Source organism: Enterococcus songbeiensis (assembly GCF_005405265.1).
In the GTDB taxonomy this organism is placed as follows: domain Bacteria; phylum Bacillota; class Bacilli; order Lactobacillales; family Enterococcaceae; genus Enterococcus_C; species Enterococcus_C songbeiensis.
Genome location: NZ_BJDS01000002.1, coordinates 101,937 through 122,294, shown reverse-complemented (window position 1 = coordinate 122,294; position 20,358 = coordinate 101,937). Strand labels below are relative to the sequence as shown.

Here is a 20,358-nt window from a genome sequence, read left to right as displayed (position 1 = left end):
TTCAATCTTAAGAACGTTTGCTGGCAGGATCAAGTTTACGCTCGATGATCCCCAAGCCCCAATCAGTGATAATTGCCATCAAAGCAGTTGGCAGTGCACCGGCTAAGATAATCGAAGCACCATCTGTGGCGTTGGTTCCGCGAATGATGATATCTCCTAAACCGCCGGCACCAACAAAGGCTCCGATGGCGGTGATTCCGATTGCTACCACCAATGCATTACGAATTCCCGCCATGATGACGGAAACAGACAAAGGCAGTTCGATCATATAAAGACGTTGAAACGCCGTCATACCCATGCCTTTACCGATATCCAATGCATTACGATCCACCTGAGTCATGCCGGTGTAGGTATTCTTGATGATCGGCAGCAAAGAATAAAGAAAGACCGTAACGATTACGACATTTACCCCCAGTCCTAAGCCAATCATCAAAATGGAAATCATGGCTAAGGAAGGAACCGTTTGGATGATATTCGCAAAACGAATCACCCAGTTTGCCAAGCGGCGTCTTCTGGAAATCAGAATGCCGATGGGAATGGCAACGATGGCCGCAAAAATCACTCCGTAGATCGATAACAAGAAGTGACGGATAAATTGACTGAATACATAGGCGCCATTTTCTCTAAAATAATAAACAAATTGTTCCAGCAAGTTCATATCTTGTAAATTCATCTCATCACTCCTCTTCGAAATAATTATTTTTTTCTAAAAATTCTTGGGCAACAATACTTGGTTCGACCAAATTGTTGTCAGCCTCGTAATTCAACTCTTGCATTTGTTTCGTATCGATTTTTCCGGCAAGTTTTTCAATTGCCGCGTTTAATTCTGGTGTGTCCTTTAACAATTGATCGTCAACAATCGGCGCAGCATCATAAGGGGGGAAGAAACGCTTGTCATCTTCCAACATCACCAAATCATAACTGCCGATCCGTCCATCGGTGGAGTAGCCCAGAACGATATCCATTTTTCCGGCAGCTACCGCATCGTAGACCAAACCGATTTGCATCGGCAAAATCGAATCAAAGGCAAAGCCATATTCTTCTTTAAAGCCTTCGTAGCCGTCCCCTTTTCGAGTGATCCAGGAAGTATCCACACCTGCCACCAATTCATCCGCTACGTCCTGTAAATCGCTGACGGTTTTTAAATTGTATTTTTCTGCAGTATCCTTACGAACTAAGAAGACATAGGTATTATCAAAGCCATAGGAAGGAAACCAAGTTTGATTGTAGCGTTTTTCAAATTCCGTTTTCACTATATTGAAAGCTTCTTTGGGATCTTTTACCGGGTCCATTCCCAAAGTGGAGGTTAAATCGGTCCCGGTATAGCGGGCAGCCGAAATTTGTGCATCCCCGTTCATCATTGCTTGGTTATTGATGGTGGTAGTAGCCAAGTTGTTGATGATTGTGGTTTTTTTATCGGTATAATGTTCCACCATTCCGGCAACTAAACTTGCCAGAATTTGTGACTCCGACGTGATTCCACCAGTAATTGCGATTGTGTTTTCATCCGCATTTGATGAAAGCCCCGGCAAGGAACAGCCAGCCAGTAACAGCACTGTGCTGAAAGCCAAAAGGAATTGTTTTAATTTTCGTTTCATTCGTCTGCCTCCCTTAACGCTTTAGGAGTCAAGCGTGTTTCTAAAAGTCCGAGTAAAAAATCTGCCAATAAGGCTAAAATCGTTACCGGAATCGTTCCGGCAAAAATCAAATCCGGTTGATAGTTGTTCAATCCGCTAAAGATCATATCACCCAAGCCGCCAGCTCCGATGTAAGAAGCCAAGGTTGCCCAAGCGATAACGTAAACTGCGGCTAACCGAATTCCCGCCATGATGGTCGGTGTAGCGATGGGCAACTCCACACTTAAAATGGATTGGATATTGGTCATTCCCATGCCTTTGGCGACATCTCGATAATTGCTGTCGACATTTTTCATCCCGATATAGGTATTCCGCAAAATCGGTAATAACGAATAAATGAAGAGGGCGATGATCGCAGGTGTTTTACCAACCCCAAAAAAGGGAATCATCAAAGCAAGCAATGCTAAAGATGGAACAGTCTGCAATGCACTGGTGACACTGATTACTACGCTGGCAACTCTTGGCAGTCGTGTAAGAAGCACGCCTAATGGAACGGCCAACAAAATACCCAGCCCCAATGAAAAAGCAGAAATATACAGATGTTCGGAACCTCGGGCTAGAATCTGGGGACCGTAAGTAGAAAAGAAATCTGCCATGAAAATCAGGCCTCCTCTTTCGTTGATTCTGCCGCTTGGCTAAGGGTATTCTCCTCACCCCAAATAACATCATAAACAATATCAACAAGGGAAGCACGGGTCAAAATACCCACCACGCGATTTTGATCGTCCACTACCGGCACGTATTTCAACCCGCGTTTTAAAATCCGTTGCAAGGTATCACGCAGCAATGCTGATTTTTTCACATAGAAAACATCTTTATTTAAAATATCGCCAACACTGGAAACTTTGCTGCGTTTACGATCAAGAGTTTCTACATCGATGAAGCCTTTAAGAATATTCGAGTTATCGGTGACCAGCAAGGTATCGACACGTTTTTCGCGCATCAAACGGATGGCTTCTTGCAGGGATTTTTCAGGGGTGATGGTAATGGCTGTGTTCAGCATCACTTCGCCGACTGTGGTGACGTCCGGCTTGGTTTGAAGGAGTCGGTCTTCACCGATTAGTTCTTCAACAAACTCATTTGCTGGATTGCGTAAGATATTTTCCGGTGTATCAAACTGGATTACTTTGCCTTCACTCATGATGACAATCCGGTTTGCTAATTTCAATGCTTCATCCATATCGTGGGTAACGAAGACAATCGTTTTCCCTAAACGTTCCTGTAAATCTTTGACTAAATCTTGCAGGGAGTCCCGAGTGATGGGATCAAGCGCGCCGAAAGGTTCATCCATCAGCATGATATCTTGATTGGCTGCCAATGCCCGAACAACACCAATCCGCTGCTGCTGACCACCAGAGAGTTCATTTGGGTACCGATCCAGCATTTCCCGCGGTAGTTCCACTAAGTCGATCATTTTTTCTGCGGTTTTATTCCGCTCATCATCACTGACCTTCAATAATTTTTGTACCAGTGTAATGTTTTCCCGAATCGTCATATGGGGCATCAATCCGATATTTTGGATGACATAACCGATTTTCCGGCGCAATTCAACAGGATTGATCTCTTGGATATCCTTGTCATTGATTAAAATTTTTCCTTTGGTCGGTTCGTTCATTCGATTAATCATCCGCATGCAGGTAGTTTTTCCGCTGCCGCTGGTTCCGATAAAACAGATGAACTCACCCTTTTCAAAGGAAAGGTTAATATCTTCGACGGCTACTTTTCCGCCCTTGTAAATTTTTGTTACATGTTGAAATTCAATCAACGTCTCTCACCTCTATTTTTACTATTTCCAATTAATGCTTTCCTTACTAGTATGCACGAAAAAAGCGTTTCTCACAAATCTAATGATTTTTCTCGTTATTTTTCGCCAAAAATAAACGTGTATTTTTTTATTTTTTAGCGAAATGCAACCGTTTTATAAAAGTGAAAAAATGAACAAGCCGAAACATGAAACAACACGTCAGACAAGGGCTCTAGTAACATGCGGGAGTGAGCTTTTGTTTGACAAGCAGAAATGGGTCGGCTAAACTTCAACTAACAAATTTTTAGAAAATTCAAAAATCGACGGGAGAAGATGAGATGAGTAGAAAAGGGATTTGGGCTAAGGTAATCGTTTCTGGTGTCATAGGTACGTTGTTTTTGGCTGGTTGTGGACAAAAAAAAGAAGCCAGCAAGGATAAAAAAAGTGAACAGATTTTCAGTCAAACGGTACCTACTGAATTGACGTCTGCCGATCTTTCTGTCGTTACCGATACAATCAGTTTTGGAATTTTGAATAATACCAATGAAGGCATTTACCGTTTAGATAAAGACAATAATCCGCAACCGGCAGGTGCCAAAGAAATGGCGGAGGTTTCTGCCGATGGAAAAACCTATACGATTCATTTGCGGGATACCAATTGGTCTAATGGTGATCCAGTCAAGGCTGGAGATTATGTGTATGGCTGGCAGCGAACCGTCGATCCAAAAATGGCGTCACAGTATGCCTTCATGTTTAGCTCGGTTAAAAATGCCGATGCCATCAACCAAGGAAAAGCGGAATTGGATACATTAGGTATCAAAGCCTTGGATGATACCACCTTAGAAATTCAATTGGAGCAGGCAACACCGTATTTTCCATATTTGTTGGCTTTTCCCTCCTTCTTTCCACAAAATAAAGGCGTTATTGAAGAATATGGCGATCAATATGCCGCTACTAGCGAAAAATTGGTTTCAAATGGTCCCTTTGTTTTGACGGATTTTGACGGACCGGGGGTAGATACAGATTGGACACTGAAAAAAAATAAGGAATATTGGGATGCCGACACGGTCCAATTGACTGAAATCAATTATACAGTGGTCAAAGAGGCCTCCACCGCCTTGAATCTTTTCAATGACGGACAGGCAGAAGACGTGACGTTAAATGGGGAATTGGCCCGACAAAAAGCCAATGATCCGGAATATGTTTCTTTGCCCATCGCTTCGACCACTTATTTGGAATTCAATCAAGCAACGCCGGATTCTCCCTTTAAAAACAGTAATGTTCGAAAAGCAATTTCTTATGCTCTCGACCGTAAAAGTATCGTCACGAATATTTTAGGCAACGGCTCGATTGCCTCTACCGGTTTTGTTCCCAGTGGAATGTCCTTGAATCCAGAAACCAAAGCTGATTTTACTGAAGACACAAAGGCAACCTTGAGCTACGATGAAAAACAAGCCCAAACTTATTGGGAAAAAGCTAAAAGTGAACTGGGCATTGAGAAATTGTCCTTCAAACTTCTTTCTTCTGATGTGGATTCAACCAAAAAAATTACGGAGTATATCAAAGGACAGTTGGAAGAAAAATTACCGGGAATAACTATCGATTTAAATCCTGTTCCCATCAGTGTGCGGCTTGAACGGGCAAACAGCGGGAATTTTGAAGTGGTGATGAACAACTGGGTGGCCGATTATGCCGATCCAAGTTCTTTCCTTGATTTATTTGTGACTGGTAGTCCTTATAACCGAGGAGATTATTCCAGCAAAGCCTATGATAAAGCTGTTGAATCAGCTTCGTTAGCGGATGCTACCGACGAAGCTGCCCGCTGGCAGGATTTACTGACAGCCGATCAGATTTTAAATGAAGATATGGGTATCGTTCCGATTTATCAATCAACAGAAGCCCATTTGCGTTCAGAAAAAATCAAGGGAATCGTAACCCATGCGGCAGGTGCTCAGTATGACTATAAATGGGCCTACGTCGAGTAACAAGAAGGAGATCATGGCAAGTGAAAATCAAAGAAATAAAAACGCAACTCATCCCGATTCAACTTAATGCACCTTTTAAAACCGCCTTGCGGGAAGTCAATGCAGTGGATGTGATTCGAGTAAAGATTTATTTTGACAACGGGGTGGTTGGTATCGGGGAAGCCGCGCCGACAAAAGCAATTACCGGAGACACCGAAGCATCGATTTTAAAAACCATTAACGAAAGTTTTAGCCCATTTCTAATTGGAAAAGAAGTTGATGGAGAGCTGACAATTTTAGACGAAATGAAGCAATTGGTCTCCGGTCAAACCAGTCCCAAAGCAGCGATGGATATTGCTTTGTTTGACGGATTGGCAAAAGCGGCGAAACAACCGCTATATCGCTACCTTGGTGGAAATACGCCACAACTGACAACTGATTTTACCATCAGCATTGCCAGCCGGAAAAAAATGGTGGCTGATGGGGTTGCCAAGGTCAATGACGGGTTCACGTCGTTGAAAATCAAACTGGGTTTGGATGATGTGGCAGAAGAAGTTGCCAAGATCCGTTGTATGAATGAAGCTTTAGAAGGGAAAATTCCTTTTCGTATTGATGCCAATCAAGGGTGGACAAAGGAAGAGGCGGTCCAAATTTTAGCTGAATGGCAGGATATTCCAATCGATTTTGTAGAACAGCCGGTGAGAGCACATGATTTTGCTGCACTGAAATATGTGACAGAACGTTCCACGATTCCCATCATGGCAGATGAAAGTTTATTTGGCTTTACCGATGCAAAAAAACTGCTAGAAGAACAGTGCTGTGATCTATTGAATATCAAGCTGATGAAAAGCAGCGGCATCAAAGAAGCCATCCAAATTTTTCAATTGGCACAACACTATCGGATTCCCTGCATGGTGGGTTCCATGATCGAAGGCTATGGCGGAATGGCTGCCGCCGCCCATTTCGCAGTCGGTATGAAAGACATGGCTTATTGTGATTTGGATGTACCGTTCATGTGGCAGCAAACTGCCGATTTGGCAGAAAAAAGTGGCCTGCACATTCGTCCCGGAAATTTAGCGGTAACAGATGGCATTGGTCTAGGAATCAAATAGGTAGAAGGTGAAAAAGTGAAAAAAATCCAAGTTCCCCAAACGTTTTTATGGAAACAGCCAGAAAATAATGCTGTCCTTGCAGAAATCAAAAATAAAGCCGCAGAAAAACCGTATTTTTTAACAGCGGATTCCGCCATGACCTTGTATCGGGAAAAGCTGGTGGATTCCCAGTTGTTGTATGGTGAAGAAGTTGAGGTGCTTGCTAAAACGGGTGAGTGGACACAGGTTCTCGTGCCTACACAGCCGGTAGAAAAGGGTGCTGGCTACAAAGGGTGGATTCCCAGTAAGGATTTGCTGGAAGTCCCTGCACCAAAAAAAGACTTCCCTAAAGTCGCCGTTGTCTCACCCAGTGCCACACTTTCTTTTGACGAGAAAAATGATAAGAAAAAAATCCAAGTAGTTTTTGGCACCGTTCTGCCATTGCTTTCGGAAGAAACGGATTTTGTTGTGGAGACCCCTCACGGTACAGCGCATTTGGCAAAAAAAGAGGGGCAGCGCTTGGATCATTACAGCGGCGTACAAAAAGCACAAAATATGATTCAGCTCGCGCAGTATTTTTTAGATTTGCCTTATGTTTGGGCGGGAATTGGCGGTACGGGTTTTGATTGTTCCGGTTTTGTGTATAGTCTGCATCGGGTCAACGGGATGCAACTGCCTCGTGATGCCCATTTGCAAGCTATTGCCGGGGAAAAAATCGAGTTTGCGGATGCTCAAGCCGGTGATTTACTATTTTTTGCCTATGAAGAAGGGAAAGGCTTTGTCCATCACGTAGGTATGTATTTGGGAAATGGAGCAATGATTCATTCTCAAACGCCCGGCTCGAAGGTAATGATCACAAAAATTGCCGGTACGAAGTATGAAACCGAATTGAGTGAAATCAGAAGGTTTTGGAAAAAGTAGAAAAAGACTCTTGACATTTTCAGAAAAAGTAATTAGAATATTCAAAACAATAGTGATAAAAGTAATGATAAGAAGTAGTAGATTATCCCATGAATTCAGAAAGCTGCCGGTTGATGAGAGGCGCATTCATCTAATAATCGAATTCCTCTTTGAACTTCGCACCGAATGGAGTAGGCTGCGACGGATGGTGAGCGTTCGTTATAATGCCAGGGTATTATGAATGTACCTGTTAAGGTGGATTGTGTGAGCAATCGACAAAAAAAGGTGGTAACACGAGTCTTTCAGGCTCCGTCCTTTCCAATTTGATTTGGAAAAGACGGGGCTTTTTTTATTGCTTTTCGCAATTCCTGACGGTGATTCATAAGTTTCTGACAAAACGAATACTTATTATCTGACTGAAAAAAATGTTTTTGAAGGGATAGTTTCATTGGTTTAAATCTTTTGGTGAAAGAAAAGAGACGATCAAAAAATGAAACACTTAAAAAAGAGGAGTGGAGAAAAATGAGTTTCAACGCATTAAGCAAACGAATCAATATGGAAAGTGTCAAATCAATTGGAAAATTATCCGATGAAGTAGCGGCGAAAAAAGCAGCACGGGATGAAGAACTAAAAGGAATCATCGAAGGAAAAGATCAACGAATTTTATTAATTATCGGTCCTTGTTCTGCCCATGATGAAGAAGCAGTGATGGAATATGTGCGACGTTTGGCAAAATTACAGGAAGAAGTAAAAGACAAAATTTTCATGGTACCACGAGTGTACACCAATAAACCTCGGACCAACGGCGATGGGTATAAAGGACTGTTGCACCAACCAAGCCCAACCGGGGAAGTCAATCTCGTCAGCGGAATCATCGCTGTTCGAAAATTGCATAAACGGGTCATTACAGAAACAGGTTTGACTACTGCCGATGAAATGCTTTATCCGGAAAATTTGGAGTTTGTGGAAGATTTAATTAGTTACATTGCTGTTGGAGCCCGTTCGGTGGAGGACCAACAACACCGTTTTGTTGCCAGCGGAATCGATCAACCCACCGGAATGAAAAATCCTACCAGCGGCAATTTGAAGGTGCTTTTCAATTCCTTGCATGCAGCACAACAAAAGCAAGAGTTCATCTACAATGGGGCAGAAGTGGAATCAAGTTCTAATCCTTTAGCGCACGTGGTTTTACGTGGAGGACTTAATGAACACGGAGAAAACATCCCAAACTATCATTACGAAGATCTGTTGAAAACCGTTCAAGCATATAACGCAGGAAGCTACCAAAATCCATTTGTCGTAGTGGATACCAACCATGATAACTCCGGCAAACAGTATGAAGAACAAATTCGGATCGTAAAAGAAACATTGACGAATCGTACCTACAATGAAGATATCAAAAAAATGGTTCGCGGCTTCATGATTGAAAGTTATTTGGAAGATGGACGTCAAGAACCAGATGGCACAGTTTTTGGTCAATCCATTACCGATCCTTGCTTGGGATGGAAAAAAACAGAAGAACTTGTCCGCTATATCGCAGCACACGCATAAAATTGATGAAGTCTAACTAGCAAAAAAATCCGAATGATCGTTTTTCGTACAGTGTGACGAGCGGGATCATTCGGATTTTTATTTTTACTTAGGGCTGGAAGAATGCTAGTCTTCCGGATAAATGTTGGCTTCGATTTCTGCTCGTTGTTCAGCAAGAAACGGTGGTAAAGCGAAACTTTCTCCCAATGTTTCTAAAGGTTCATCAATCGTAAATCCGGGAGCTAATGTGGCAAATTCCATTCGATTGCCGCCGGGTTCGCGAATATAAAGACTCTTAAAATAGCCGCGGGAAACGATTTTTTCGATAGTCCACCCCTGTTCCTTTGCCCGTTCGTGTAAGGCATCCAAAGCCTCGTCATTTTCTACTGCAAAGGCGATATGATCGACACTGCCGCGACCCATATGACTCATGTCTGTTGTTTCATTTGGTAAAATGCGGATAAAATCTGTTTCATTAAAGGAAATTTGTTGTTTTTTTGTTTGCCAGCCTAATAATTTTTCGAAAAATTCACTGGTTTTTGCCGGATCGCTTACATGAATCTCAGTGGAGCGCAACCCTAAAATTTGATAGTTTTCAGGAATTTCGTTTTGGACGACATGTTCCTTGGCTAAGGGTGCTTGATCTACTTCCTCCAAAATTAAGTCCACTCCGTCGTTATCAGCAAAAAATAATTCTTTTCCTTTGCGGGTGAAGGCAATCTCTTGGGCTTGTAGCCGTTGTTCCCAGTAGCTGATACTTCCGCGGGGGATTTTTAAACCGATGGTTGCAATAAAATGATCCTTGTCGTAACGATTGCCTAAATGGGGAACGACAAAAAAAGTAACGACTGATCCCGGTGCGCCTTGGTAATCGCCATAGTAGTAGTGGAGCATTCGATGGTTGTCTTGATTAACCGTGTTTTTTACAAAACGCATGCCAAGTAGTTTCGTGTAAAAGGCAACGTTGTCTTTGCTATTTTTAGTTAATAATGAAATATGATGAAGTGGTGGCATAAGGGATCCCTCCTAATTAATAGCTTACTTATTGTAAGTATAATAAGAATGCCTAAAGGAAGCAAGCAACTTGTCTGCGGGTCGAAAATCTTTTCAAAAAATGGTAGAATGGCAAAGACAAAACCTGAAAAGAGTGAAAAGAATGTTAACTACGGAAGATTTTGATTTTGATTTACCAGAAGAACTAATCGCCCAAACACCGTTAAAAGATCGTGCCAGTTCTCGTCTGTTGGTTTTAGATTCTAAGACAGGAGAAATGCAGGACAACCATTTTCATGACATTATCAATGAACTGCATCCCGGCGATGCCTTAGTGATGAACGACACACGGGTCTTGCCTGCACGTTTGTATGGGGAAAAACCAGATACCGGCGGACATTTGGAAGTCTTGCTGCTGACGAACACCCATGGAGATACGTGGGAAACGTTGATTAAACCAGCAAAACGAGCAAAAGTCGGTACAGAGATCGTTTTTGGTGATGGTCGTTTGAAAGCTGTTGTCGAAGAAGAACTGGAACATGGCGGACGGATTATTACCTTTAACTACGAAGGAATTTTCTTGGAAATTTTAGAATCGTTGGGAGAAATGCCTCTGCCACCTTATATCAAAGAACGTTTGGAAGACCCGGATCGTTACCAAACCGTGTACGCCAAGGAAAATGGTTCTGCTGCTGCACCAACAGCTGGCTTGCATTTTACGAAAGAATTATTGGCAGAAATTCAGGCAAAAGGAATTGAACTGGTGTATTTGACGCTGCATGTTGGTTTGGGCACATTTCGTCCAGTAAGCGTGGATAATATCGAAGAACACCACATGCACAGCGAATTTTATCGCTTGACAGAAGAAGCTGCTGCTGCTTTGAACAAGGTTCGTCAAAAGGGCGGACGGATTGTTGCGGTGGGAACCACCTCGATTCGAACATTAGAAACTATTGGAACAAAATTTGATGGAGAAATTAAAGCTGACAGCGGTTGGACGGATATATTCATTACTCCCGGCTATGAATTTAAAGTTGTTCAAGCTTTTTCAACGAATTTTCACTTACCAAAATCAACGCTGGTTATGTTGGTAAGTGCCTTTGCCGGTCGAGAAAGAACTTTGGCTGCCTATCAGCATGCAATCGAGGAACGCTACCGTTTCTTTAGCTTTGGCGATGCCATGTTTGTGAAATAAAAATAAGACGAGGCTCTCGAGGGCCTCGTCTTTCTATCTTATGGAAGGGATTTGCTGAAAAGGGTTTGCTGTTTATACATGTAAAGCAATTCTCTTATAAACAAAAAACTTTGTCTTCGCTACATTTCTACGCTAAAACATGTGAGTCTTTTAAGTCGTATTTCCTTGTTCGTTACGTATACTCATTACTTCTCTTGTTGATTGTTTCTCAACCAGTTGATACGCATTCACTATTCGTCTTACTTCACACATATAAATCTAGGTGAATTTTGTACGTCTAACATCTTTTACTTGTTTATTCTTCTTAAAACTTTTTCGAGAGTACCTTTCCAACAAATAAGCTTCCTTCCTTACAAACAAAGTATAGCACGGAAATGAAACGCTTTCAAGTTTAAACTCTCGGATTACCGATTGCAAAAAAGGCGACTAGCCTTTATTATGTATAAAGCTCGTTAATTTAGTGAAGAAAGTAGGGAAATGAATGTCAGATGCCATTCGTTATCGTTTAATTAAAAAAGAAAAGCATACCGGTGCCCGTTTAGGTGAATTGATTACCCCTCATGGAACGTTTCCAACACCGATGTTTATGCCCGTAGGAACCCTTGCCACTGTTAAGACCATGTCCCCGGAAGAATTAAAAGAAATGGGTGCCGGCGTCATTTTAAGTAATACGTATCATTTATGGCTGCGTCCCGGCGAAGATATTGTTGAAGAAGCAGGCGGTTTACATAAATTTATGAATTGGGATCAACCGATTTTGACTGATTCCGGCGGTTTTCAAGTGTTCTCTTTGGCCGATATGCGAAATATTGTGGAAGAAGGCGTTCATTTTAGAAATCATTTGAACGGTTCACCCATGTTTCTTTCCCCAGAAAAAGCAATTGGCATCCAAAATAAATTGGGTTCTGATATCATGATGAGTTTTGATGAATGTCCGCCATTTGATGAAAGCTATGACTATGTCAAGCAATCCGTTGAACGGACTTCTCGTTGGGCAGAACGGGGGTTAAAAGCCCACGCCAATCCTGATCGTCAAGGATTATTTGGCATTATTCAAGGTGCCGGCTTTGAAGATTTGCGGCGACAAAGTGCCAAAGAATTGGTAGGTCTTGATTTTCCTGGGTATTCCATCGGAGGTCTGTCAGTAGGAGAACCAAAAGCAGAGATGAATCGGGTGCTGGAATTTACCACGCCATTGATTCCAGAAAATAAGCCTCGTTATTTGATGGGAGTGGGAGCAGCAGATTCCTTGATTGACGGCGTTATTCGCGGAGTAGACATGTTTGACTGTGTATTGCCGACACGAATCGCCCGCAACGGAACCTGTATGACTTCTCGTGGTCGATTAGTCGTGAAAAATGCCCAATATGCGCGGGACTTCCGACCAATTGATGAAAATTGCGATTGTTACACTTGCCGCAATTATTCTCGGGCTTATGTCCGCCATCTGATTAAATGCGATGAAACATTCGGTATGCGCCTAACCTCTTATCATAATCTATACTTCTTATTGGATGTGATGAAAAAAGTTCGCCAAGCAATCATGGATGACAATTTATTGGAATTTCGCCAAGATTTCTTTGAAGCATACGGATTTAACAAAGAAAATGCCAAAAATTTCTAATATTTTTGGGAAAGTGCTAGTTAAATCAATAGGATTCTGATAAAGTATTTCTTGTGAATGAATTTAAAACGAGGTGAAAAGAATGAGTTCTCCATTTTTTACAATTATCATGTTTGTTGTCCTTTTGGGTGCGTGGTGGATGATGTCTCGATCATCTAAAAAACAACAACAAGAACGTCAAAATACGCTGAATGCTATGAAACCTGGTGATCGCGCAGTAACGATCGGCGGTTTACACGGTGTGATTTCAGAAATCAATGAAGCAGAAAAAACAGTAACTCTTGACTGTGAAGGAATTTATCTAGAATTTGATCGTCAAGCAATCCGTACGATTACTCCTGGTCAACCAACTGTAGATACAGCAGAAACGACAGAAACAGAAAAACCTGCGGATGCACCGCAAGTTGGCCCAACAGATGCTGAATCAACTGAAGAACCTAAAGAATAATCCCCATTGCGGGATTTTTCTTTTTTTGGAGAAAAAAATGAACCAACTAGAAAAAATCTATTTTTATCCAGCCTGCAAACAGAAATTGCGGGAATTTGCTGCGGCTGGGTATTCGTCGGTAACAAAAGAAGAATTGCTGCTTTTTTGCCAAAACTATCTTTGGAAAAAGAAGCAGGCGGTTACCTTCCCTCAGAAAAAGCAGTTGTTGCTTGCAACGACGCCCAATGATTTTTTTGATTATCAGCAAATTCAAGCCCAAACACGGCAGCAATCCTCATTGGATGATTTTTCAGATTTATTTTGATAGAACAAAGGCATTGATCCTCAGCGGTTTGAGAATCAATGCCTTTTTTTGAGCCGTTTTCTTTCTGGTAAAAGTAGAAAAAAACTAAGAAATAAAAAAGTTGTGAAAAAAATCACAAAAATTCTTTACAAACAAAAAGGAATAGTGTAATATCATGTATGTGAAATAGTTAACAAAGAATTTTAACCAGAAATCGGGAGGAAGACCATGGCTAAAACATTAGATAAAGAAATTAAAACAATTGACGTACAAGCGATGATTGACGAACTTGCTGCAAAAGGAAACATTGCATTGAAGGAAATGGAAGAATTTGACCAAGAAAAAGTAGACCATATTGTGCATGAAATGGCAATGGCAGCTTTAGACAAACATATGCCTCTTGCAAAAATGGCAGTAGAAGAAACCGGTCGCGGTATTTACGAAGACAAAGCAATCAAAAATATGTATGCTTCAGAATATATCTGGAATTCTATCAAACATGACAAAACGGTTGGCGTAATTAATGAAGATAAACAAAAAGGTCTGATCGAAATCGCAGAACCAGTCGGCGTTGTCTGTGGTGTGACACCAACAACCAATCCAACATCAACAACGATTTTTAAAACAATGATCGCTTTGAAAACACGGAATCCAATTATCTTTGCTTTCCATCCAAGCGCACAAAAATGTTCTGCTGAAGCAGCACGGATCGTTCGTGATGCAGCGATTGCCGCTGGTGCACCAGAAAATTGTGTCCAATGGATCGAACACCCATCGATTGAAGCAACCCAATCTTTAATGAATCATCCGGGAGTAGCCATCGTTCTTGCAACTGGGGGCGCCGGCATGGTGAAATCAGCTTATTCAACTGGAAAGCCAGCGTTAGGCGTTGGACCAGGAAATGTACCAGCTTATATTGAAAAAACAGCGAAAATCAAACGAGCAGTCAACGATTTGATTGTTTCAAAAACGTTTGATAACGGCATGATTTGTGCTTCTGAACAAGCAGTGATCGTGGATAAAGAAATCTATGCAGCAGTAAAAGCTGAATTTCAAGCGCATCAAGTTTACTTTGTTAAACCAAGTGAATTAGGCAAACTTGAAGATGCTGTAATGAACGAAGGAAAATACGCAGTAAATCCAGCAATCGTTGGTCATTCTGCTATCGATATCGCAAAATTAGCAGGAATCAAAGTTCCGGAAGGGACAAAATTATTGATTGCTGAACTTGAAGGTGTGGGCGCAGATTACCCATTATCTCGTGAAAAACTTTCTCCAGTATTGGCGATGATGAAAGCTGATACAACGGCACATGCGTTAGACCTATGCGAAGCAATGTTGAATCTTGGCGGATTGGGACATACAGCGGTGATCCATTCAGAAGATGAAGACCTGCAACTAAAATTCGGTTTACGAATGAAAGCTTGCCGGATCTTAGTAAACACCCCATCAGCAGAAGGCGGAATCGGAAACATCTACAATGAAATGATTCCATCACTGACATTAGGTTGCGGCTCTTACGGAAAGAATTCAGTTTCTCGAAACGTATCTGCTGTGAACTTAATTAATGTAAAAACAGTTGCGAAACGGAGAAATAATATGCAATGGTTCAAACTACCGTCAAAAATTTATTTTGAAAAAAATTCCTTATTGTACTTGGAAAAAATGGAAAACGTGGAACGAGTAATGATTGTCTGCGATCCTGGAATGGTTCAATTCGGCTATTGCGATATCGTTCGCGAAGTACTTGCTCGTCGTAAAAATGACGTGAAAATTGAAGTATTCTCTGATGTTGAACCAAACCCATCAACAAATACCGTATATGCCGGAACAAAAACAATGGTAGATTTCCAACCAGATACGATCATTGCTCTTGGCGGCGGGTCCGCAATGGACGCAGCAAAAGGCATGTGGATGTTCTATGAACACCCAGATACTTCATTCTTTGGCGCAAAACAAAAATTCTTGGATATCCGGAAACGGACATACAAAATTGACAAAGCAGTAAAAACACAATTCGTTTGTATCCCAACAACTTCTGGTACAGGTTCAGAAGTAACCCCATTTGCCGTAATCACCGATAGCGAAACGCATGTAAAATACCCATTGGCTGACTACGCGTTGACACCAGATGTTGCCATCGTTGACCCGCAATTTGTTATGTCAGTTCCTGCCTCTGTTACCGCAGATACCGGGATGGACGTATTGACGCATGCCATCGAATCTTATGTTTCGGTTATGGCATCTGATTACACACGAGGGTTGAGTTTACAAGCAATCAAGATCGTCTTTGATTATTTAGAAAAATCTGTGAAGACTCCTGATATGGAATCTCGGGAAAAAATGCACAATGCTTCGACCATGGCTGGAATGGCCTTTGCGAATGCTTTCTTAGGAATCAGTCACTCAATCGCCCACAAAATCGGCGGAGAATACGGAATTCCTCATGGACGGACCAATGCGATTCTTTTACCACACATTATCCGTTACAATGCGAAAGATCCGCAAAAACATGCTATGTTCCCTAAATATGACTATTTCCGCGCTGACACAGATTATGCAGATATTGCTCGCTTCTTAGGGCTAAAAGGCGATACCACTGCTGAATTAGTTGCTGCTTTAGCAAATGCTGTTTATGAGTTGGGAACATCAATCGGTATTGAAATGAACTTGGAAGCACAAGGCGTAACGAAGAAAACGCTGGATGCAACGGTTGACCGGATGGCTGAATTGGCTTACGAAGATCAATGTACAACAGCAAATCCAAAAGAACCATTGATTTCAGAACTAAAACAAATCATCATTGATGCTTACGCAAAATAAATAGTAAAGGAACTGTGACAAGTCTCGCACTACAAGGAGATCTTGTCACAGCCTTTTTTGTACAAAAAGCGACTTGTACTTTGATAAAAAATTGGTATAGTGAAGACACAAAAGAGAAATAGATTAGCAAAAGGGCGGTGTCATATATGGCAACATTGGAAGAAGCAACGAAACAGCTCCAACAGTTGGCTCACACGCAACGACAAATGCACCAGCTATTACAGAGCATGGATAGAAAAAACGAAGCAACACGAACGTTTATTTTTGATTTGACCGATTATACGCAAAGTTTAACCTTGATGACAGATCTGATTCCCGAAGAGGGTACGGCAGAACCAATCACCGTTTCAGAAATCGGCACGGTGGTGTCCCGGCAACGAGAATTATTGATGACACTAAAAGGGTTATTGGCAGAATATCTGCAGACGACACCACAGCCGCCTCTGTGGTTTCAACAAACAAATGGGGGCTTGAGACGAATCGTAGCCAGCATAGATGGAATACTTGAGATGAACGGCTATTTATTGAAGGACAATCACGCCTTTCAACAGGAATACCCAACGGCTGAACAACAAGCAGCACCAAGAAAAGAAAGTTTTTTTAAAAAATTATTTAAAAAATAAACAATCCAACGATAGAAGCCGGAAAATCGGCTTCTATTTTTTTGAAAAAGACTATTTTTTTTGACGAAAGCTTGTTATAATTTTCTTATAAAGAAATAGGAGTGTTTTATATGGAAAATTCTAAACCTTACGGAACAGTCTTGATCCGAGCGGCTCATATCTTAGATTATTTAGCAGATCATCCGGATTTATCCCTGCAGCAGCTCTCCCGAGGAACGGAAATGACCGCTTCCACCACGCTGAAAATTTTAGATACACTCGTTTTGATCGGATATGTCAATAAAAATCAGGATAAAACCTATCGTCTGGGATCGAAATTAATCCGCTATGCCAATAAGAACATCGATCAACTGGATCTGGTTGAATTGTCCCTACCTTACTTAGAGCAATTACAAAAATCGATTGATGAAACAATCCACTTGGGAATTTTGAACAATGCCGAGATTTTGTACGTAAACAAACTGGAGCCAAAAAATCAAACGATTCGTATGTCGTCAAAAATCGGAATCACCCGGCCGCTTTACAGCTCTGCGATGGGAAAAGCTGTGCTGTCGGAGTTTTCTGAGAGTGATTATCAAGACTATCTTAACCAGCACGAATTAGTGGCTTACACGGAACACACCATCACGAACTCGTTGAAACTGGCAAGTGAACTGAATAAAACCAAAGAATCAAAGGTCGCCTACGATGACGAAGAAATGGAAAAAGATATTTTTTGTATCGGGGCTGCCATCATGAATCAAGAAAAAATTATCGGTGCTTTCAGCGTCAGTATGCCGAAATATCGCTTGAATTCAGATACAGAAGAAAAAATCATTACGAAAATCAAAGAAACAAAAACTGCCATTGAAAAAGAAATCGCAAAAGTCGCCAATTAATTTGTAAAAACCGTTTGCATTTTTAGAAGGTTTACGTATAATGAAGGTATAGATTTCCAATTTGTAAAAATAAATTTCTAAATAAGAAATGAGTGTGAAAGATGAAACGTGTCTCAATTTTATCCCGTCTAGAACAAACAGGTGTTGTTGCCGTCGTTCGTGGGGCAACCAAAGAAGAAGCATTGAAAGCAAGTCATGCTATCGTTGCTGGTGGATTAAAGGGCTTGGAATTAACGTTTACTGTTCCTCAAGCCGACGAAGTAATTAAAGAATTAGTTACTTACTATCAAGACCGTCCCGATGTTGTCGTTGGTGCTGGAACCGTTTTGGATGCAGTAACTGCTCGTTTAGCTATTATGGCCGGTGCAGAATATATCGTCAGCCCAACATTTGACAAAGAAACAGCAGAAATTTGTAATTTATACCAAATCCCTTATTTACCTGGCTGTATGACGATTACTGAAATGAAAGAAGCCTTGAAGAGTGGAGCAGATATCGTGAAATTGTTCCCAGGCAGTGCGTATGGGCCTAAAATCATTTCAGCATTTAAAGCCCCATTGCCTCAATTAAACATCATGCCTACTGGCGGAGTTGGTTTAGACAATATGGAAGAATGGTTTAAAGCAGGTGTCATCACAGTTGGTGTTGGTGGAAACTTGTTGGCTCCAGCAGCAACAGGTGATTTTGACAAAGTGACGGAAGTTGCGGCACAATATGCAGCAAAATTGGCTGAGATTAGGAGCAAGTAGATGGGAAAAGTTGTAACCTTAGGCGAAATTATGTTGCGTTTATCTACACAGCAGGGTCTACGGCTAGCACAAAGCGAAGGTTTCGAAGCCCATTATGGCGGAGGCGAAGCCAATGTCGCGATTTCCTTGGCAAACTACGGGCATGAGGTTGCCTTTGCCAGTAAAGTACCAGAAAACTCATTGGGAGAAGCCGTCAAAAGACATTTGCAACGGTACGGTGTAGCCACAAATTTTCTGCTGCAAGGCGGGCCTCGACTGGGTACCTATTATATGGAATCTGGAATTGGCGAACGAGCCGCATCAGTAATTTATGATCGTGCCGGTTCAAGTTTTGCTGGAATGCAGGAAGTTGAATGGGATATGGCAAAACTTTTTGATCACGTGGATATTTTTCATATCTCCGGTATCACACCCGCTCTTTCAGCAAATTGGCGCAAGCTGACCTTGACCTTGATGCAGGCAGCAAAAAAAGCCGGCTGCAAGATCAGCTTTGATATTAATTATCGGGGAAAACTTTGGACACAAAAAGAAGCCGGCGAAACCTTGCAGGACTTATTGTCGTTGGTGGATTATTGTTCTGCAGGTAAAATGGATGCGCTCTATTTGCTGGGAATTCCTGAAATGCCAAAAGAGCAACCGAACGAAGCGATTTATTATTACCAAAAAATGCAGGAAATGTTCCCGAACATCCAAGTATTTTATTCGACGAAACGGGAAGTTTATTCTGCCAGTGCCAATCAACTGATCGGCACATTATGGATGGAAAATCAGTACTATGAATCCCAAGCACATAGGATCGATCCGATCGTTGACCGTGTTGGGGGGGGCGATGCCTTTTCTGGCGGCGTGTTACACGGGTTGCTGAATAAAGATGCTCCACAAAGCATCATCAATTTTGCGACAGCCGCTTCGGCATTGAAACATACAATTCATGGCGACTGCAATCAATTTAGTCAAACGGAAGTCGAAAGCTTTTTAGCTGCCGGCTCTGGAAAAATTATTCGATAGGAGAATGAACATGCAAAATATGGAAACAAGATATACCCACAGTCCAGTAGACATTCGTCACTATTCAACCGAAGAACTGCGTCAAGAATTTTTAGTAGAAAAGGTTTTTGTTCCCGGAGCTATCAGCTTGACCTATACCCACAATGACCGCATGATCTTTGGTGGCGTAACCCCAACAGACAAAGCACTGGAAATCAAATTAGACAAAGAATTAGGTGTTGACTACTTCTTGGAACGTCGTGAATTAGGTGTCATTAATATTGGCGGACCTGGTTTCATTGAAATCGACGGCACCAAAGAAGCCATGAAGAAACAAGATGGCTACTATATTGGGAAAGAAACACAGCACGTGGTTTTCTCCTCAGAAGATGCCGCAAATCCGGCAAAATTCTATATCAGTTCAGTTCCAGCTCATCACAAATATCCAAACGTGAAAATCAGTATTGATGATATTAAACCAATGGAAACCGGTGAAGGCTTGACCTTGAACGAACGGAAAATTTATCAATACATTCATCCAAATATCTGTGAAAGCTGTCAATTACAAATGGGGTACACCATTCTAGAACCAGGTAGCTCATGGAATACAATGCCTTGTCACACTCATGAACGTCGGATGGAAGCCTATGTTTACTTTGATTTCCCAAGTGACGATACCCGTGTTTTCCACATGATGGGCAAACCAGATGAAACCAAACATTTAGTTGTGGATAACGAACAAGCGGTTATTTCACCAAGCTGGTCGATTCACTCCGGTGTCGGTACAAGCAACTATTCCTTTATCTGGGCAATGTGTGGCGAAAATATCACGTATACCGATATGGATATGGTCGCAATGGATCAATTGAAATAAACAATCAAATGAAAC

General features: G+C 41.7%; 19 protein-coding genes and 1 other annotated feature. Of the genes, 14 read left to right on the top strand and 5 right to left on the bottom strand.

Going from position 1 to position 20,358, the window contains the following annotated elements; genetic code table 11:
• Positions 1 to 7: 7 nt before the first annotated feature.
• From FFM66_RS01260 to FFM66_RS01245, 4 genes are read right to left on the bottom strand one after another with little or no spacing between them, the layout of a single operon-like run.
• Positions 8 to 673, bottom strand: a complete 666-nt coding sequence (locus FFM66_RS01260) for an ABC transporter permease (protein WP_048604429.1) — start codon at positions 671 to 673, stop codon at positions 8 to 10.
• A 4-nt stretch (positions 674 to 677) separates the two neighbouring features.
• Positions 678 to 1,598, bottom strand: coding sequence for an osmoprotectant ABC transporter substrate-binding protein (locus tag FFM66_RS01255; RefSeq protein ID WP_048604428.1), 921 nt, complete (start codon positions 1,596 to 1,598; stop codon positions 678 to 680).
• A complete protein-coding gene (locus tag FFM66_RS01250) occupies positions 1,595 to 2,233 on the bottom strand; it encodes an ABC transporter permease (RefSeq protein WP_048604427.1) in 639 nt (212 codons plus the stop codon). Before FFM66_RS01250 ends, FFM66_RS01255 begins: the two co-directional genes overlap by 4 nt.
• Positions 2,234 to 2,238: 5 nt before the next feature.
• Positions 2,239 to 3,402 (bottom strand): betaine/proline/choline family ABC transporter ATP-binding protein, encoded by a 1,164-nt coding sequence (locus FFM66_RS01245; protein WP_048604426.1) that lies wholly within the window; start codon positions 3,400 to 3,402, stop codon positions 2,239 to 2,241.
• A gap of 317 nt (positions 3,403 to 3,719) precedes the next feature.
• Between FFM66_RS01245 and FFM66_RS01240 the strand changes: the two genes are divergently transcribed.
• The 4 genes from FFM66_RS01240 (at position 3,720) to FFM66_RS01225 (ending at position 8,887) form a co-directional block, all read left to right on the top strand.
• On the top strand, positions 3,720 to 5,366 hold the full coding sequence (locus FFM66_RS01240; RefSeq protein ID WP_137604798.1) for a peptide ABC transporter substrate-binding protein: 1,647 nt from the start codon (positions 3,720 to 3,722) through the stop codon (positions 5,364 to 5,366).
• A gap of 20 nt (positions 5,367 to 5,386) precedes the next feature.
• Entirely contained in the window at positions 5,387 to 6,457 is a 1,071-nt protein-coding gene (locus tag FFM66_RS01235; RefSeq protein ID WP_137604797.1) for a dipeptide epimerase, read from the top strand.
• A gap of 15 nt (positions 6,458 to 6,472) precedes the next feature.
• On the top strand, positions 6,473 to 7,357 hold the full coding sequence (locus FFM66_RS01230; RefSeq protein ID WP_137604796.1) for a C40 family peptidase: 885 nt from the start codon (positions 6,473 to 6,475) through the stop codon (positions 7,355 to 7,357).
• Positions 7,358 to 7,412: 55 nt separating this feature from the next.
• Positions 7,413 to 7,656, top strand: a binding site (T-box leader).
• A gap of 145 nt (positions 7,657 to 7,801) precedes the next feature.
• On the top strand, positions 7,802 to 8,887 hold the full coding sequence (locus FFM66_RS01225; RefSeq protein ID WP_281276014.1) for a 3-deoxy-7-phosphoheptulonate synthase: 1,086 nt from the start codon (positions 7,802 to 7,804) through the stop codon (positions 8,885 to 8,887).
• Positions 8,888 to 8,992: 105 nt separating this feature from the next.
• Here the strand turns inward: FFM66_RS01225 and FFM66_RS01220 are convergent, their stop codons facing one another.
• Complete coding sequence (locus FFM66_RS01220; RefSeq protein ID WP_137604794.1) at positions 8,993 to 9,880, bottom strand: VOC family protein; 888 nt, start codon at positions 9,878 to 9,880, stop codon at positions 8,993 to 8,995.
• Between the two features lie 142 nt (positions 9,881 to 10,022).
• Here FFM66_RS01220 and queA point away from each other — a divergent pair, with 142 nt between their 5' ends.
• The 10 genes from queA (at position 10,023) to kduI (ending at position 20,343) form a co-directional block, all read left to right on the top strand.
• Entirely contained in the window at positions 10,023 to 11,054 is a 1,032-nt protein-coding gene (queA, locus tag FFM66_RS01215; protein ID WP_137604793.1) for a tRNA preQ1(34) S-adenosylmethionine ribosyltransferase-isomerase QueA, read from the top strand.
• Between the two features lie 481 nt (positions 11,055 to 11,535).
• Entirely contained in the window at positions 11,536 to 12,678 is a 1,143-nt protein-coding gene (tgt, locus tag FFM66_RS01210) for a tRNA guanosine(34) transglycosylase Tgt (RefSeq protein WP_048604420.1), read from the top strand.
• Between the two features lie 82 nt (positions 12,679 to 12,760).
• Entirely contained in the window at positions 12,761 to 13,126 is a 366-nt protein-coding gene (gene yajC / locus FFM66_RS01205) for a preprotein translocase subunit YajC (RefSeq protein WP_048604419.1), read from the top strand.
• Positions 13,127 to 13,163: 37 nt separating this feature from the next.
• Positions 13,164 to 13,430, top strand: a complete 267-nt coding sequence (locus tag FFM66_RS01200) for a post-transcriptional regulator (RefSeq protein WP_048604418.1) — start codon at positions 13,164 to 13,166, stop codon at positions 13,428 to 13,430.
• A gap of 207 nt (positions 13,431 to 13,637) precedes the next feature.
• Positions 13,638 to 16,232 (top strand): bifunctional acetaldehyde-CoA/alcohol dehydrogenase, encoded by a 2,595-nt coding sequence (gene adhE / locus FFM66_RS01195; RefSeq protein WP_137604792.1) that lies wholly within the window; start codon positions 13,638 to 13,640, stop codon positions 16,230 to 16,232.
• 146 nt (positions 16,233 to 16,378) lie between these two features.
• Positions 16,379 to 16,855 carry a hypothetical protein gene (locus FFM66_RS01190; protein WP_137604791.1) on the top strand — a complete coding sequence of 159 codons (477 nt, stop codon included), beginning with the start codon at positions 16,379 to 16,381 and terminating at the stop codon, positions 16,853 to 16,855.
• A gap of 110 nt (positions 16,856 to 16,965) precedes the next feature.
• The gene (locus tag FFM66_RS01185) at positions 16,966 to 17,733 is read left to right on the top strand and encodes an IclR family transcriptional regulator (RefSeq protein WP_137604790.1); all 768 of its coding nucleotides are present in this window, start codon (positions 16,966 to 16,968) and stop codon (positions 17,731 to 17,733) included.
• Positions 17,734 to 17,834: 101 nt separating this feature from the next.
• Positions 17,835 to 18,482, top strand: a complete 648-nt coding sequence (locus FFM66_RS01180) for a bifunctional 4-hydroxy-2-oxoglutarate aldolase/2-dehydro-3-deoxy-phosphogluconate aldolase (RefSeq protein WP_137604789.1) — start codon at positions 17,835 to 17,837, stop codon at positions 18,480 to 18,482.
• Complete coding sequence (locus FFM66_RS01175) at positions 18,483 to 19,490, top strand: sugar kinase (protein ID WP_137604788.1); 1,008 nt, start codon at positions 18,483 to 18,485, stop codon at positions 19,488 to 19,490. It begins immediately after the preceding gene.
• 10 nt (positions 19,491 to 19,500) lie between these two features.
• On the top strand, positions 19,501 to 20,343 hold the full coding sequence (kduI, locus tag FFM66_RS01170) for a 5-dehydro-4-deoxy-D-glucuronate isomerase (protein ID WP_048604412.1): 843 nt from the start codon (positions 19,501 to 19,503) through the stop codon (positions 20,341 to 20,343).
• Positions 20,344 to 20,358 lie beyond the last annotated feature (15 nt).

Bases quoted from the DNA above. Each gene is read 5' to 3' on its own strand.
- FFM66_RS01260 (WP_048604429.1), bottom strand. From the start codon at position 673: ATGAATTTACAAGATATGAACTTGCTGGAACAATTTGTTTATTATTTT.
- FFM66_RS01255 (WP_048604428.1), bottom strand. From the start codon at position 1,598: ATGAAACGAAAATTAAAACAATTCCTTTTGGCTTTCAGCACAGTGCTG.
- FFM66_RS01250 (WP_048604427.1), bottom strand. From the start codon at position 2,233: ATGGCAGATTTCTTTTCTACTTACGGTCCCCAGATTCTAGCCCGAGGT.
- FFM66_RS01240 (WP_137604798.1), top strand. From the start codon at position 3,720: ATGAGTAGAAAAGGGATTTGGGCTAAGGTAATCGTTTCTGGTGTCATA.
- FFM66_RS01220 (WP_137604794.1), bottom strand. From the start codon at position 9,880: ATGCCACCACTTCATCATATTTCATTATTAACTAAAAATAGCAAAGAC.
- queA (WP_137604793.1), top strand. From the start codon at position 10,023: ATGTTAACTACGGAAGATTTTGATTTTGATTTACCAGAAGAACTAATC.
- tgt (WP_048604420.1), top strand. From the start codon at position 11,536: ATGTCAGATGCCATTCGTTATCGTTTAATTAAAAAAGAAAAGCATACC.
- yajC (WP_048604419.1), top strand. From the start codon at position 12,761: ATGAGTTCTCCATTTTTTACAATTATCATGTTTGTTGTCCTTTTGGGT.
- FFM66_RS01200 (WP_048604418.1), top strand. From the start codon at position 13,164: ATGAACCAACTAGAAAAAATCTATTTTTATCCAGCCTGCAAACAGAAA.
- adhE (WP_137604792.1), top strand. From the start codon at position 13,638: ATGGCTAAAACATTAGATAAAGAAATTAAAACAATTGACGTACAAGCG.
- FFM66_RS01190 (WP_137604791.1), top strand. From the start codon at position 16,379: ATGGCAACATTGGAAGAAGCAACGAAACAGCTCCAACAGTTGGCTCAC.
- FFM66_RS01185 (WP_137604790.1), top strand. From the start codon at position 16,966: ATGGAAAATTCTAAACCTTACGGAACAGTCTTGATCCGAGCGGCTCAT.
- FFM66_RS01180 (WP_137604789.1), top strand. From the start codon at position 17,835: ATGAAACGTGTCTCAATTTTATCCCGTCTAGAACAAACAGGTGTTGTT.
- FFM66_RS01175 (WP_137604788.1), top strand. From the start codon at position 18,483: ATGGGAAAAGTTGTAACCTTAGGCGAAATTATGTTGCGTTTATCTACA.
- kduI (WP_048604412.1), top strand. From the start codon at position 19,501: ATGCAAAATATGGAAACAAGATATACCCACAGTCCAGTAGACATTCGT.